A 14,876-nucleotide genomic window follows, 5' to 3' on the forward strand; every position below is an offset into this window, starting at 1 on the left:
CTTCGCGAGCAAGCCCGCTCCCACAGTTTGATCTCCGTAGGTCAGGAGATCGCTCATCAAGCGCCCGTTTCCTCAATAACCATAAAAAGAGGCACCTCAAATGCAAGCGCACACCCTGAGCGCGCAGGCGTCGTTGGTGACGCCCAGCCGCAAGCGTTTTTTCATCATGGTCCTGCTGTTCATCACCGTGGTGATCAACTATCTGGACCGCAGCAACCTGTCGATCGCCGCTCCCGCACTGACCAGTGAACTGGGCATCGACCCGATTCATGTCGGGCTGATTTTCTCGGCATTCGGCTGGACCTACGCCGCCATGCAGATTCCCGGCGGTTGGCTGGTGGACCGCGTGCCGCCGCGCATCCTGTACAGCGTGGCGCTGTTGCTGTGGTCGGCGGCCACGGTGATGCTCGGTTTCGCCGCCAGCTTCATCGCGCTGTTCGTGTTGCGCATGGCGGTCGGTGCCCTGGAAGCGCCGGCGTATCCGATCAACAGCCGTGTGGTGACCACCTGGTTTCCCGAGCGTGAGCGAGCCACGGCCATCGGTTTCTACACCTCCGGGCAGTTCGTCGGGTTGGCTTTCCTGACGCCGGTGCTGGCGTGGCTGCAACACGCTTTCGGCTGGCACATGGTGTTCGTGGTGACCGGTGCCGTGGGCATTATCTGGGCGGCGATCTGGTACGCGGTGTATCGCGAGCCACGGGATTTCAAAGGCGCCAACGCCGCCGAAATCGAGTTGATCCGCGAGGGCGGCGGGCTTGTGGACATCCAGGCCGAAACCACCCGGGCCAAGGCGAAGTTCAGTTGGGCCGACCTCGGCATCGTCTTGACCCAGCGCAAGCTGTGGGGCATCTACTTGGGGCAGTTCTGCCTGAACTCCACGTTGTGGTTCTTCCTGACCTGGTTCCCGACCTACCTGGTGAAATACCGCGGGATGGACTTCATCAAGTCTGGCTTGCTGGCGTCGTTGCCGTTCCTGGCAGCGTTTGTCGGTGTGCTGTGCTCGGGGTTTTTCTCCGACTGGCTGATCCGGCGCGGCGCCACCGTCGGCTTCGCACGCAAGTTGCCGATCATTGGCGGGTTGTTGATCTCCACTGCGATCATCGGGGCCAACTTCGTCGAATCGACACCGCTGGTCATCGCCTTCCTGGCCCTGGCGTTCTTCGGCAATGGCCTGGCGTCGATCACCTGGTCGCTGGTTTCCACCCTGGCGCCGGCACGCCTGCTCGGGTTGACGGGCGGGGTGTTCAACTTCATCGGCAACCTGGCGGCCATCGCCACGCCCATCGTCATCGGCTTCCTGGCCAGTGGCGATTCGTTCGCCCCGGCCATCACCTACATCGCCGTTCTGGCACTGGTTGGCGCGCTGTCCTACATCCTGCTGGTCGGGAAGGTCGAGCGCATCGAGTTGTAGTCCGACGGGGCGGGCGACCATAATGCCGCCCGTTCCCCGCTCACTGTTGAAGGCCGGCTATGCAGCAAGACGAACCAAAAACCACCAAGGACGCAGCGCCTACGGGCACCCAGACATTGCTGCGCGGCCTGGGGGTGGTCCAGGCAGTCGCCAGCGGCGCCCGTGACCTGAAGGAAATCGCCCGGCTGATCGGCACTACCCGCAGCACCACCCATCGCCTCGCCAGTTGCCTGGTGGAGGAACGTTACCTGCGCGTGGTGCCGCAAGTGGGTTACCTGCTGGGGCCGAAGTTGATCGAGCTGGGTTTCCAGGCCCGGGAAGAACTGCCGCTGGTGAACCTGGCGGGACCGTACCTGGACGAATTGTCGGCGCTCACCGGGGACACCGTGCACCTGGCGATTCGCGAAGGCGACGAGGTTTTGTACCTGCTGAAGAATCCGGGGCGCAACGGCCCGGAAATGCGCTCGCGGGTGGGCCATCGCATGCCTTTGGCGCGCACCGGGATCGGCAAGGCGCTGATGCTCGATGACACCCAGGAGCAATGGCAACGATTGTATGAAATCAGCCTGCCAGCGGGTGGGAAGAATCAGTTCTGGCCCCAGCACCAGGAGCAGTCCTGGGAGCAGTTCCAGCAACGGATGCTGGAGTACGTGGCGGGGGGCTATGCGTTCGACCTGGAAGACAACGAACCGTCGATTCGCTGCGTGGCGGCGCCGATTCGTGACGCCGGCAAACGGATTGTCGCCGGTATCAGCATCGCCAGCACCGTGCCTTACATGCCGCTGGAAAAAATGGCCGAGCTGATTCCCCTGGTCAAAGGGGTCACAGCCCGGCTCTCGGCGGAGTTGGGCGCCAAGGTCTGATGAGTGGCCGGTGTGGTTAATTCGAGTACTCGAATGAACCGTACAGGCTAGTGCGTCAGGCCTTGAGCGTGGCCATGTCGATGACGAAGCGGTATTTCACGTCACCGGCGATCATGCGGCTGTAGGCCTCGTTGATCTGGCGGATGTCGAGCATCTCGATGTCGCAACTGATGTTGTGTTCGGCGCAGAAGTCCAGCACTTCCTGGGTTTCAGCGATGCCACCGATCAGCGAGCCGGCCAGGGCCCGGCGTCCCATGATCAAGTTGGCCGCATGCACCGGCGGATCGATCGGCTCGACCAGGCCCACCAGGATGTGCACGCCGTCGAAGCGCAGGGTGCCGAGGTAGGGGTTGAGGTCGTGCTGTACCGGAATGGTGTCCAGCAGGAAGTGGAAGCGCCCGGCTGCGGCGGCCATCTGCTCGGCGTCGGTGGACACGATCACATGATCGGCACCCTGGCGACGGGCTTCTTCGGCCTTGCTGGCCGAGCGGGTGAACAACGTGACTTCCGCGCCCATGGCCTTGGCGAACTTGATGCCCATGTGGCCGAGGCCGCCCATGCCCAACACGCCGACCTTGTCGCCGGCTTTCACGCCGTGGTGTTTGAGCGGGGAGTAGGTCGTGATGCCTGCGCAGAGGATCGGTGCGGCGCTGGCCAGGTCCAGCCCAGCCGGGATGCGCAGCACGAAGTGCTCCTGGACCACGATGCTGTTGGAGTAACCACCCATGGTATGGCCGCCACTCACGCGGTCCGGGCTGGCGTAGGTCTGGGTCATACCCTGATAGCAGTATTGCTCCAGGTTGGCATGACAGGCTTCGCACTCGCGGCAGGAGTCGACCATGCAGCCCACGCCCACCACATCGCCGACCTTATGGCGGGTCACGTTCGCACCGACGGCGGTAACCTTGCCTACGATCTCGTGGCCAGGCATCAGCGGGTAGACGGCAATGCCCCACTCGTTGCGTGCCTGGTGGATGTCGGAGTGGCAGACGCCGCAGAAGAGGATTTCGATCGCCACGTCGTCGGCCCGTGGGCTGCGGCGTTCGAACTTCATAGGGGCGAGGGGCGCGGTGGGTGATTGAGCGGCGTATCCGATGGCGGTGTACATGATGGACCTCGCTAAGCAGTGAACAGTGAGGTGATCTATTCTGGGAGCCGTGGCGGCCTGCGGCGATGGCGATTCCTACGGGTGTCATGCCTAATCCTCCGACCTTGGCCGTGGATTGCTCCTATGGGGCGCCAGACCTGCGATGATGTCTTCATCCCTTTTTCCGTGAAGTTTTCCCCATGTTGCTGACTCGTCATCTCGATGCCAACGCGGCGCTGGTTTCGCTGATCGAACCCTTGGCGACCCGTGACGGCTTTATCCCTACACGTCTTGCGGGCGTGCAAGTGCTGCGGTGCAGCCAGGACATTGCCCGTGGCCCGCAGCTCTACGAACCGAGCCTGGTGATCATCGCCCAAGGCAGCAAATTGGCTTATCTGGGCCCACGCACGCTGGAGTACGGCGCCGGGCATTACCTGATCCAGGCACTGCCGGTACCGTTCGAATGCGAAACCTATGCCATGCCCGATGCTCCGTTGCTCGGGATATCCGTGGCGATCGATCGGGCGCTGTTGGGCGAGCTGGTGCTGGCCATGGGGTTGATGCCGGGGCGAAGTCTCGCGGCCCAGACGCCGGAGTCCATGACCAGTGCCGTGCTCGATGGCGCCATGCGCGGATGCGTCGAACGTCTGCTGCAATGCTTGCATGATCCGCTGGAGTGCCAGGTCATGGGCCAGGCGCGACTGCGCGAATTACTCTTCGCCGCCTTGCGCGGGCCCCAGGCCGATGTGCTCAGGGCGCTGGTGGAACAGCACGGCCAGTTCGCCCGGATTGCCGCGGCCCTGAGCCATCTGCACGCGCACTTCACCGAGCCGCTGAACGTCGAGACCCTCGCCAACTGCGCCAACATGAGTGCTTCGACGTTTCATGAGCATTTCAAGCGCAGCACGCTGCTCTCGCCGGTGCAGTACCTCAAGCGCTTGCGTTTGCTCAAGGCTCAGCGGCTGTTGCTCATCGATGGCATGGGGGTGGCGCAGGTGGCGCATCAGGTGGGGTATCAGAGCTCGTCGCAGTTCAGCCGGGAGTACAAGCGTTATTTCGAGCGCAGCCCAGGGGAAGAACGCGCAGCTTGATCCACTGATGTCATCCTGTGGGAGCGAGCTTGCTCGCGATAGCGGTGTGTCGGTCGACATCTGTGTTGAATGAAAAATCGCTATCGCGAGCAAGCTCGCTCCCACATCGGGCTGTGGCGCTGCTTGGATGGCACGCAACAAAAAGGCCCCCATTGTGGGAGCCTTGATGTTCAGCGGGTCGGCTTACATGTTCGGGTAGGTCGGTCCGCCAGCGCCTTCCGGGGTCACCCAGGTGATGTTCTGGGCCGGATCTTTAATGTCGCAAGTCTTGCAGTGCACGCAGTTCTGGGCGTTGATCTGGAAGCGTTTCTCGCCGTCTTCCTTGGTTACCACCTCATACACGCCGGCCGGGCAGTAGCGCTGGGCCGGTTCGTCGTACAGCGGCAGGTTCTTGGCCAGCGGGATGCTTGGATCGGTCAGCTTCAGGTGGCAGGGCTGTTCTTCTTCATGGTTGGTACCGGAGATGAACACCGAGCTGAGTTTGTCGAAGCTGATCTTGCCGTCCGGTTTCGGGTAGTCGATCTTCTTGCAGTCGGCCGCCAGCTTCAGGCAGGCGTAGTCAGGCTTGTTGTCGTGCAGGGTGAACGGCAGCTTGCCACCGAAGATGTTCTGGTCGAGCCAGTTGAAGCCGCCGCCGATGATCGCGCCGTACTTGTGGATCGCCGCGCCGAAGTTACGGCTGGCGAACAGTTCTTCATACAGCCAGCTGTTCTTGAAGCCGTCGACGTAAGCGGTCAGTTCATCACCGCCTTCGGACTCGGCGAACAGGCGATCGGCCACCGCCTCGGCGGCGAGCATGCCGGACTTCATGGCGGTGTGGCTGCCTTTGATCTTGGCGAAGTTCAACGTGCCGAGGTCGCAGCCGATCAGGGCGCCGCCCTTGAAGACCATTTTCGGCAGCGAGTTCAGGCCGCCCTTGCAGATGGCACGGGCGCCATAGCTGACGCGCTTGCCGCCTTCCAGGTACTGTTTGAGCACCGGGTGGTGCTTGAGGCGCTGGAATTCGTCGAAGGGCGACAGGTAGGTATTGCTGTAGGACAGGTCGACGATCAGGCCGACCACCACCTGGTTGTTTTCCAGGTGATAAAGGAAGGAACCGCCGGTGTTCTCGGTGCCCATGATGTCCAGCGGCCAGCCGGCGGTGTGAACCACCAGGCCTGGTTGATGCTTGGCCGGGTCGATCTCCCAGATTTCCTTCAAACCGATGCCGTAGTGCTGGGCATCGGCGTCGCTGTCGAGGTTGAAGCGCTTGATCAGTTGCTTGCCGATATGGCCACGGCAACCTTCGGCGAACAGCGTGTACTTGCCGCGCAGTTCCATGCCTGGGGTGTACAGGCCTTCTTTCGGGTGGCCTTCGCGGTCGACACCCAAATCGCCGGTGATGATCCCGCGGACCACGCCATTTTCGTCGAACAGCGCTTCCTGGGCGGCGAAGCCCGGGTAGATTTCCACGCCCAGGTTCTCGGCCTGCTGGGCCAGCCAGCGACACAGGTTGCCCAGGGAAATAATATAGTTGCCTTCGTTGTGCATGGTCTTGGGCACGAAGAAGTCAGGGACTTTGCTCGCACTGTCGGCGTTCTTCAGGACATAAATGTCATCACGCTTGACCGGGGTATTGAGCGGCGCGCCCAGTTCCTTCCAGTCGGGAAACAGCTCGTTCAGGGCTCGGGGTTCGAACACCGCACCGGAGAGAATGTGCGCACCGACTTCGGAGCCTTTTTCGACCACGCAGACGCTGATTTCCTTACCGGCTTCGGCGGCCTTCTGTTTCAGTCGGCAAGCGGCAGACAGGCCAGCGGGGCCGGCACCGACGATGACCACGTCGAATTCCATGTATTCGCGTTCCACAGGCTATCTCCTACTCAAGGCTCACGGTTTTTTCTAATTGGAGGTTTGGCGTTGCATCCGTTGTTGACTCGCAAAACTGACGAAAGTGACAACGGATCAGACGCGGGTCTCTCTGGGTGGCGCATTATATCTACACCACTCTCAGGGTCCAATACAAACGTTTGTTTGAAATTGCCGCAGCCCAGATAAATCACTGACGTACGGCTTATGACTGGCCATTTTGCCGTATTGACCGGAATAGGCGTTCCGGTCAAGATACGGGCGGTTTTGCGCTCGCCGTAGGCTGACTGTTGGTTTCAAGAGCACCTCTAAAGACAGGGCGAAGGCAGCACGAAGTGACGTATTGCGTGGCTCGGATGCGCAGTTTACACGCCGCGATATTGAATGACTCATCGGTCTCGCCGACCAATGGTCTTCACTCCCGTGAGCAGGGTCATGTGTGGTTCATGCCGGCGTTTTTAGAGGTGCCCTTGCGCCCATGAGCATCAACCGCCAGGTTCGCCTAGGCGACTTTCTTTTCACCGGAGAGTAACGAGGAATCCATGAAGGTTCTTGTAGCTGTCAAACGAGTGGTCGACTATAACGTCAAGGTTCGCGTCAAGGCGGACAACTCCGGCGTCGACCTCGCCAACGTCAAGATGTCGATGAACCCTTTCTGCGAAATCGCCGTAGAAGAAGCCGTACGCCTGAAAGAGAAGGGCGTGGCGACTGAGATCGTCGTTGTCTCCATCGGCCCGACCACCGCCCAGGAGCAACTGCGCACTGCGCTGGCGCTGGGTGCCGATCGCGCCATCCTCGTCGAATCCGCCGAAGACCTGACCTCCCTGGCCGTGGCCAAGCTGCTCAAGGCCGTTGTCGACAAGGAACAGCCACAGCTGGTGATCCTCGGCAAACAAGCCATCGACAGTGACAACAACCAGACCGGCCAGATGCTCGCTGCATTGAGCGGCTACGGTCAGGGCACGTTCGCGTCCAAGGTCGAAGTCAGCGGCGACAGCGTTGCCGTGACCCGTGAAATCGACGGCGGCGCGCAGACCGTTTCCTTGAAGCTGCCAGCCATCGTCACCACCGACCTGCGTTTGAACGAGCCGCGCTACGCGTCCCTGCCAAACATCATGAAGGCGAAGAAGAAGCCGCTTGAAGTGCTGACGCCTGACGCTTTGGGCGTTTCCACCGCCTCCACCAACAAGACCGTGAAAGTCGAAGCGCCGGCGGCACGCAGCGCGGGCATCAAGGTCAAGTCGGTGGCTGAACTGGTCGAGAAACTGAAAAACGAAGCGAAGGTAATCTAACTATGACTATCTTGGTAATCGCCGAACACGATAACAAGGCGCTGGCTCCGGCCACGCTGAACACCGTTGCTGCCGCGGCCAAAATCGGCGGCGACGTTCACGTACTGGTCGCCGGGCAGGGCGCTGGCGCCGTAGCCGAAGCCGCCGCGAAAATTGCCGGCGTGGCAAAAGTGCTGTCGGCCGACAACGCCGCCTACGCAAACCAGCTGCCGGAAAACGTTGCGCCACTGGTCACCGAGCTCGGCAAGGGCTACAGCCACATCCTGGCCGCTGCTACTTCCAACGGCAAGAACATCCTGCCGCGCGTTGCCGCTGCCCTGGATGTCGACCAGATCTCCGAGATCATCTCGGTAGAAAGCGCCGACACCTTCAAGCGTCCGATCTACGCCGGTAACGCCATTGCCACCGTGCAATCGACTGCCGCGATCAAGGTCGTCACCGTGCGTGCCACCGGTTTCGACCCGGTTGCCGCCGAAGGTGGCTCGGCTGCCGTCGAAGCCGTAGGCGCTGCCCACGACGCCGGCATTTCCAGCTTCGTCAACGAAGAACTGGCCAAGTCCGACCGTCCTGAGCTGACCGCTGCCAAAATCGTCGTTTCCGGCGGCCGCGGCATGCAGAACGGTGACAACTTCAAGCACCTGTACGCCCTGGCCGACAAGCTGGGCGCTGCCGTAGGTGCTTCCCGCGCCGCGGTCGACGCCGGTTTTGTTCCGAACGATATGCAGGTCGGTCAGACCGGCAAGATCGTTGCGCCACAGTTGTACATCGCCGTCGGTATCTCCGGCGCGATCCAGCACCTGGCCGGTATGAAAGACTCCAAAGTGATCGTTGCGATCAACAAGGACGAAGAAGCGCCGATCTTCCAGGTGGCCGATTACGGCCTGGTCGCTGACCTGTTCGAAGCAGTCCCCGAGTTGGAGAAGCTGGTCTAATCCGGCGTCTTCACTTATAAAGAGCCCGGCTTTGGCGGTAGCAGTGTTCATTTGAGGGTTGTCTGGATCATCGTGGCGAGGGAGCAAGCTTGCTCGCCACGGATTCATTCCCTTGATGACACTGCTATGGCCCTGGCCGGGCTTTTTATCGTCTGCATTTTGAAGGGGAGCGTATCGCCATGGATCTTCGCCGTTTGGCCGGCTGGCCGTTGTTGGGCCTGTTGATGGTCGGGCCTGGGTTGGCGCTCGCTGCCGGCAAGTGTGAACGACTGATCGCCACCGGCAGCCCGGATGCGCCGCCTTATCTCTGGCAAGACCCCCAGGACCCCAAGCATCTGATTGGCGCCGGTGCCGACCTGCTGACGCAAGTGGCGGCGCAACTGGGCATCAAGATTGAGCTGCTCTATGCCGGCAAGCGTGCCCAGGCGCTGGACGAAGTGCGCAGCGGGCGCATGGACTTGCTCACCGATGCACCGCTGACCACGACCGGGCTCGAAGCCCTGGACTACGTGCATCCGCCGCTGCTGGAAAACGATTACCTGGTCTGGACCCGCAAGGACTCCACGCTGGTCATCAACCGCCCCGAAGACCTTCATGGACATACCGGCGCCTTGTCGGAAAAGTCACGTATGACTGCAGGATTCGGCGTTTTTGCAGAGCAGCAATTGTCCCTCACCCGTACGCCAAACCTGACCCAGGCCTTTCAGAAATTGCTGTTGGGGGAGGTGGAATATGTCCTGGCGGGACGCTACTCGGGCCTGGCCATGGCGCAGACACTGGGGATGGCGAATGACCTGCAGGCCGCGCCGCAACCGGTGGATAAACCCGGCCTGTTCCTTGCGGTTTCCCATAACTCGGCCTGCAATGACCCATGGTTACGCGGACAGCTGGCGCAAAAGATGACAGAATTGGCCGCGTCCGGCCTGGCAGAGGCTGTGTTGCAACGCAATCTAGAGCGCTGGAACACACAGTTGCAGTCTCCTGTCGGCGCCCCAAAACAGTAGGGAACATTAGTGACTATTCGACCTCTTTTCGCTGCCCTGGCCGTTCTGGCTCTGGCGGGCTGCGCAGCCGATCCGGCGCCGAATGAACAGATCCGCCTGACCGAACAGGCCCTGGAGCAGGCCCGGGCCGTGGGCGCCAACGCCGACGAAGTGCCCGAGTTGAAACTGGCTGAAGAAAAGTTCGCCCGGGCCAAATCCAACATGGCCGACGAGTCCTACAAGAAGGCGCGCATGCGCGCCGAGCAGGCTGAACTGGATGCACGCCTGGCGGAAGCAAAGGTGTTGACCCTCAAGAGCCAGGAGCAACTGAACGTGCTCGACACGCGTATCAAGCGCTTGCGCAAACAGCTGAGGGAGGATGCCCAATGAAGTCGTCCCAACTCCTCAGCGGCCTGGTCCTTGCCGGCCTGGCGAGCCTGTATGGCTGTGCGGGCCAGCGTAGCGAAGCGGCGCTCGACCAGGCCAGCGCCGATTTCCAGAAGGTCAAGGAAGACGCCAATGTGTTGCGCGCCGCGCCAAGGGACGTGATCCGCGCCGGCGAATCCCTCGCCCGTGCCGATCGCTTGTCCACCTACTGGGGCAGCGGGGAAGACGTGCAGCATTACGCTTACTTGAGCCAGCGCTACAGCGCGATCGCCCGTGAACACAGCAACCAGGTGCTCAACGAAGAACGTGCGGCGAAGCTCGAACTGGAGCGCCAGCGCCTGCAACTGGCCTTGCGCGAATCCAAGCTGCTCAGCGTGCAACAGCAGGGCAAGTGGCTGGAGGAACAGATCATGGCCATGGCCACCACCCAGACCGATCGCGGCCTGGTGATGACCTTGGGCGATGTGCTGTTCGACACCGGCGAAGCGGAGTTGAAGAATTCGGCCAATCGGGTCGTGCTCAAGATCGTCCAGTTCCTGCAGCTCAACCCCAAGCGCGTGGTGCGCATCGAGGGGTACACCGACAGCACCGGCGGTCGCCAGGAAAACCTCAAGCTGTCCCGCGACCGCGCACAGGCGGTGGCGGATGTGCTGGTGGACCTGGGCATTGATGAGAAGCGCATCGAAGTCCAGGGCTACGGTGACGACTACCCGGTGGACGTCAACGCCACCGAGCGTGGCCGGGCCCAGAACCGTCGCGTCGAGATCGTGTTCTCCGACGAGAAAGGCCAGCTCGGCGCCGCCCGCTGAGGGCGGCGTCACTGGAAAGCCCGGCGCCTTGAAGGTGCCGGGTTTTTTTTGCCAGTGAATCGGGGCAATGAGTACAGTTGGGGCTGTCACTGCACTGTACGGTCGAGTAATCTGGCAACTGTCCCAGTACACTTCTAAACTGTTCCGGTATCGTTTCCGACAAGAATAAAATGCCCGTGAAATCGAGTGCTGCGTCATGACCAACCTTCTGCTCTATCAACGTATTGCTCAACAGCTGGCTGAAGACATCCGGCGCGGTGTGTACCAGCCCGGGGAGCGCGTGCCGTCGGTGCGCAAGATGAGCTCGCAGCTCAATGTCAGCCACGCCACGGTATTGCAGGCCTACGCGAACCTTGAAGACCAGGGGTTGATTCGCGCGCGGCCGCAATCGGGTTACTACGTGCACCAGACGCCGGCCCTGACGGCGCCGACGCCGGACATCGCCCGAGTAGAGCGGCCGGGGCTGGTGACGCGCAGCAGCATCATCCAGCAGGTACTGGTCGAATCGCGCCGCGAGGGGGTGTTTCCCTTGGGAGCGGCGGTGCCGAGCGTCGACTACTTGCCGGTGCGGGCGTTGCATCAGCAGTTGGCGAAGGTCACGCGTTTCCACAGCCCACGGGCCTTCAGCTACATGTTCAGCCCGGGCTTCGAGCCGTTGCGACGCCAGGTGGCGATTCGCATGCGCGATGCCGGCGTGGTGGTGGACCCCTCCGAAGTGGTGATCACCCACGGTTGCGTCGATGCCTTGCAGATGTCCTTGCGGGTACTGACCCGACCGGGGGACCTGATCGCCGCCGAGTCGCCGACCTACTATGGCCTGTTGCAACTGGCCGACTTGCTGGGCCTCAAGGTCATCGAGATCCCCAGCGACCCGGTCACCGGCATGAGCCTTGAAGCCCTGCAACTGGCGGCCAACCAATGGTCGATCAAGGCGCTGGTGCTTACCACGCGCCTGAGCAACCCGTTGGGCGGCACCATGCCCGAGGAGCGGCAGAAACAATTGTTGCGCCTGGCATCGGACTTCGACATTCAGATCGTCGAAGACGATATCTACGGCGAACTGATGTTCGAGCAGGGACGGACCAAGGCGCTCAAGGCCTACGACCGGCTGGACCGGGTCATCTATTGTTCGAGTTTTTCCAAGACGTTGTCGCCGGGCGTGCGCATCGGTTGGATGATCGCCGGCAAGTTCCAGCAGGAAATCCAGCGCTTGCAGACCTTCAGCACTCATTCGGCATGCAGCGTCACGCAGATGGGCATCGCGGCGTACCTGGAAAATGGCGGGTATGACCGCCACCTGCGCTACATCCGCCAGGAGTACCGAAAGAACCTCAGTGCTTTCCAGTTGGCGGTGCAGCAGTACTTCCCCGAAGGCACCCAGATGAGCCGTCCCACCGGCGGTTTCATTCTGTGGGTCAGCCTGCCGGGCCGGGTCAACACCCAAGAGCTGCACGTCCGGGCATTGCAGCAGGGCATCAGTATTGCGCCGGGGCTGATCTTCAGTAACACCGAGCAGTTCAACCATTGTATTCGCCTGAACTGTGGTACGCCGTGGAACCGCGAGGCAGAGCGGGCCTTGATGACACTGGGGCTATTGGCCACCCAACTGTGCCAAGAGACCGCCAACGGGTTTTTATAGGAATCAGCACCTTAGCCTGATGTGCTTGTCAGCGCCTCATTATCAGGCGAGCATGGGGGCCTCTGCCGTTATTGCCGTTGTGTGTTATGAAAGCCATTGCTCCTGCTGCCTGGGTTTTGATCGGCCTGCTCGCCGCGTTTCAGGCGGGAGGTGTCATGGCGGCTTCGGCGCAGGACAAACCGGCCGCCAGCGCCACCCGAGATGCCTCGAAGAAACCCGCCGTGACCAAGAAAGCCCCGGCGAAGAAACCCACCGCGACGAAGAAAAAACGCGCGCCCATCGCGTCCAAGAGCAAATCCGCCCGTGAGGTCGCCAAGACCCCGTTGCCGCCCGCCAAGCTGGACTTGAGCCTGCCCCACGACATGGTCGAGGCGTTGCAGCCGCCGGGCAAGGTGGTGACGCCCAAGCATGAGCCGCTGTTGCCGTCCATGTTCGGCCAGAAGCCCGGCCCCTTCCAACTCAATGGCCGTCTGTTGAGCAACGAGATGCAACTGCCCCTGCGCAACCCCGAGCGCAGTGAGTTGGAGGGCGCGGCACTGGACTTCGAGTTCAAGCAATAAACCGGTGCCATCATGCAGTTCGTCGCTGACCGATCGGTCATGTGTGCCTTGGTCAAAAAAACACGCAGCCAGTAATTTAAAACAGGTGTTTTAGCCGTTACTCTGTGTTTGTTACCAACCATTACCGCCGTGAGGATGTCGTCGCATGAAATGCCGTGAAGGCTGTGGCGCCTGCTGCATCGCCCCTTCCATCAGTTCGCCCATCCCTGGCATGCCCGACGGCAAGCCGGCGGGAGAACGTTGCGTGCAGTTGTCGGTCGATAATCTGTGCCTGATTTTCGGTCAGCCGCAGCGTCCGGCCGTGTGCTCGGGGTTCCAGGCCGACATCGAGGTGTGCGGCAGCAGCCGTGAAGAAGCCATCCGCCTGATCGACTGGTGGGAGCAAGTCACGGCGGCGTAATGGGGCACTGTGCGCAATTCAAATGAACGAACAATAAGGAAAAAAACCATGGGTTCGCTGCATCGTATGGCCATGTTGTGTGGGTTGACCGTGTTGATGGCAACCGCAACCGCTCAGGCGGAAGACTGGCAGGTCGCCAAGGAGCAGGACGGCATCAAGGTTTCGCTCAGCGAAGTGGCCGGCTCCAAGTACAAGGCCTATCGCGGCGTGACCGTGATGAAAACCACCATGGCCAAGCTGCGCGCCCTGCAGGAAGACGTGCCGGGTGCCTGTGCGTGGATTCATGAATGCAAGAGCCAGAAGCTGCTCAAGCACGAAGGCAATCAGAGCTGGACCTACACCCAGTTCAACACGCCATGGCCGGTGACGTCCCGGGACTCGGTGCTGGAAGTCACCACCGAAGAAGGCGCCGATGGCAGCCTGACCCGCAAGCTCAAGGGCGTGCCGACCTACCTGCCGGAAGAAAAGGGCTTCGTGCGCGTCACCCAGGTCGACGGCTACTGGAAGTTCGCGCCCAAGGGCGCCGACCAGATCGAGGTGACCTATCAGGTCCACACCGAGCCTGGAGGCGATGTACCGTCCTGGCTGGCGAACAAGTTCGTGGTGGATGCGCCGTTCAACACCTTGAAAGCCCTGAGGGACCGCGCCGAAAAATAATCGCCGCATGAGCCTCGCGAGACCGCCCACGTGGCGGTCTTTTCATGTGTGCCGTCCACCGGCCTGGTGGAACGATTGTTCAGCCCTCAATGTCGAGATAAAGGTAATCCCGGCCCTGAATTGATCAAGGAGACACCGATGCAAAAGTGGGAAATCACTTTCGTGGATGATCATGGCGAAGCCATCGCCGAGCAGTTCGACTATGAACAGGAGCCCACGATGGAGCAGGCGGCGCAATTGATTCGCGAAAAACTGCTGCCGGTGCCCGCAAAGCTGGACCTCAACGATCTGGAAGGGCGCACCGAAGACCCAACGGTCAAGAATCTCAAGTCCCAGCACAGTATTGAAATCATCAGCATCAAATCGATTTCATGAAATCGTTGGCTGGCCTCGCTTGGCAGTGGCCATCACTTGAAGCTACTCTGCAATTGAGATCAGCGAAAGGATCGCCAAGATCCGGTCTTGTCAGCTACATGCTTGTGTCCCGACGGCAATTTGATGCCGTATCGCCTGAAACCTCCGGGTGGCACGCACGGGAAGACGGAAAGTCTATCCATCTGTTAGGAGGACGTTTCATGAGCACAGCCTATCAAGAAGACATCAGCACCCACGTGTTGCGCCGCATGAAAGAAGGCGGTTTCGATTTTTCCCGATTCCATCCCATCGAGTTCTACGCCATTTTCCCGGACGAGGAGCGGGCGCGCAGGGCGGCAGGTCAATTTCGGGGCGAGTCGTTGAACGCGCAGGTCAGTGCCCGGGACGACGGGGCATGGTCGTTGGAGTTGAGCCGGGTGATGTACGCCACCTACGATGACATTGGCGACTTCGAGCAAGATTTCGAGGCCGTCGTCGAACCTTTGGGCGGCGTCATCGAGGGGTGGGGAGTCAAGCAGGAGATCCGACGCCTGCAGGGCTGA

General features: G+C 61.1%; 16 protein-coding genes. 14 read left to right on the forward strand and 2 right to left on the reverse strand.

Going from position 1 to position 14,876, the window contains the following annotated elements; all coding sequences use genetic code 11:
• The first annotated feature begins 100 nt into the window (after positions 1–100).
• Complete coding sequence (locus tag AD664_RS09840) at positions 101–1,411, forward strand: MFS transporter (RefSeq protein ID WP_042732128.1); 1,311 nt, start codon at positions 101–103, stop codon at positions 1,409–1,411.
• A gap of 59 nt (positions 1,412–1,470) precedes the next feature.
• Positions 1,471–2,274, forward strand: a complete 804-nt coding sequence (locus AD664_RS09845; protein ID WP_053146171.1) for an IclR family transcriptional regulator — start codon at positions 1,471–1,473, stop codon at positions 2,272–2,274.
• Between the two features lie 55 nt (positions 2,275–2,329).
• Here AD664_RS09845 and AD664_RS09850 read toward each other — a convergent pair whose 3' ends face one another.
• Complete coding sequence (locus AD664_RS09850) at positions 2,330–3,382, reverse strand: NAD(P)-dependent alcohol dehydrogenase (RefSeq protein WP_053146173.1); 1,053 nt, start codon at positions 3,380–3,382, stop codon at positions 2,330–2,332.
• A 179-nt stretch (positions 3,383–3,561) separates the two neighbouring features.
• Here AD664_RS09850 and AD664_RS09855 point away from each other — a divergent pair, with 179 nt between their 5' ends.
• Positions 3,562–4,452, forward strand: a complete 891-nt coding sequence (locus AD664_RS09855) for an AraC family transcriptional regulator (protein WP_042732993.1) — start codon at positions 3,562–3,564, stop codon at positions 4,450–4,452.
• Between the two features lie 183 nt (positions 4,453–4,635).
• Here the strand turns inward: AD664_RS09855 and AD664_RS09860 are convergent, their stop codons facing one another.
• Positions 4,636–6,300 carry an electron transfer flavoprotein-ubiquinone oxidoreductase gene (locus AD664_RS09860; RefSeq protein ID WP_047736412.1) on the reverse strand — a complete coding sequence of 555 codons (1,665 nt, stop codon included), beginning with the start codon at positions 6,298–6,300 and terminating at the stop codon, positions 4,636–4,638.
• 542 nt (positions 6,301–6,842) lie between these two features.
• Between AD664_RS09860 and AD664_RS09865 the strand changes: the two genes are divergently transcribed.
• The 11 genes from AD664_RS09865 to AD664_RS09915 all read left to right on the forward strand — a co-directional run bounded on the left by AD664_RS09865 (position 6,843) and on the right by AD664_RS09915 (position 14,876).
• Positions 6,843–7,592 carry an electron transfer flavoprotein subunit beta/FixA family protein gene (locus tag AD664_RS09865; RefSeq protein WP_028620627.1) on the forward strand — a complete coding sequence of 250 codons (750 nt, stop codon included), beginning with the start codon at positions 6,843–6,845 and terminating at the stop codon, positions 7,590–7,592.
• A 2-nt stretch (positions 7,593–7,594) separates the two neighbouring features.
• The gene (locus AD664_RS09870; RefSeq protein WP_053146175.1) at positions 7,595–8,524 is read left to right on the forward strand and encodes an electron transfer flavoprotein subunit alpha/FixB family protein; all 930 of its coding nucleotides are present in this window, start codon (positions 7,595–7,597) and stop codon (positions 8,522–8,524) included.
• A gap of 179 nt (positions 8,525–8,703) precedes the next feature.
• Positions 8,704–9,528 (forward strand): ABC transporter substrate-binding protein, encoded by an 825-nt coding sequence (locus AD664_RS09875; protein WP_053146177.1) that lies wholly within the window; start codon positions 8,704–8,706, stop codon positions 9,526–9,528.
• A gap of 9 nt (positions 9,529–9,537) precedes the next feature.
• Positions 9,538–9,897, forward strand: coding sequence for a DUF4398 domain-containing protein (locus AD664_RS09880; protein ID WP_042732091.1), 360 nt, complete (start codon positions 9,538–9,540; stop codon positions 9,895–9,897).
• On the forward strand, positions 9,894–10,703 hold the full coding sequence (locus AD664_RS09885; RefSeq protein WP_053146179.1) for an OmpA family protein: 810 nt from the start codon (positions 9,894–9,896) through the stop codon (positions 10,701–10,703). The genes AD664_RS09880 and AD664_RS09885 overlap by 4 nt, the downstream gene beginning before the upstream one ends.
• Before the next feature lie 196 nt (positions 10,704–10,899).
• Complete coding sequence (locus AD664_RS09890) at positions 10,900–12,342, forward strand: PLP-dependent aminotransferase family protein (RefSeq protein ID WP_014339472.1); 1,443 nt, start codon at positions 10,900–10,902, stop codon at positions 12,340–12,342.
• Between the two features lie 86 nt (positions 12,343–12,428).
• A complete protein-coding gene (locus AD664_RS09895) occupies positions 12,429–12,902 on the forward strand; it encodes a hypothetical protein (RefSeq protein WP_053146181.1) in 474 nt (157 codons plus the stop codon).
• Between the two features lie 145 nt (positions 12,903–13,047).
• Positions 13,048–13,302 (forward strand): YkgJ family cysteine cluster protein, encoded by a 255-nt coding sequence (locus tag AD664_RS09900; RefSeq protein WP_042732239.1) that lies wholly within the window; start codon positions 13,048–13,050, stop codon positions 13,300–13,302.
• Positions 13,303–13,350: 48 nt separating this feature from the next.
• Positions 13,351–13,959: an START domain-containing protein gene (locus AD664_RS09905; protein WP_042732240.1), complete on the forward strand. Its 609-nt coding sequence runs from the start codon at positions 13,351–13,353 to the stop codon at positions 13,957–13,959.
• 138 nt (positions 13,960–14,097) lie between these two features.
• Positions 14,098–14,334, forward strand: coding sequence for a hypothetical protein (locus tag AD664_RS09910; protein ID WP_042732241.1), 237 nt, complete (start codon positions 14,098–14,100; stop codon positions 14,332–14,334).
• A gap of 200 nt (positions 14,335–14,534) precedes the next feature.
• Positions 14,535–14,876, forward strand: coding sequence for a ribonuclease E inhibitor RraB (locus tag AD664_RS09915; RefSeq protein ID WP_042732242.1), 342 nt, complete (start codon positions 14,535–14,537; stop codon positions 14,874–14,876).

Source organism: Pseudomonas sp. P97.38, assembly GCF_001269745.1.
GTDB classification, from domain to species: Bacteria; Pseudomonadota; Gammaproteobacteria; order Pseudomonadales; family Pseudomonadaceae; genus Aquipseudomonas; species Aquipseudomonas chlororaphis_E.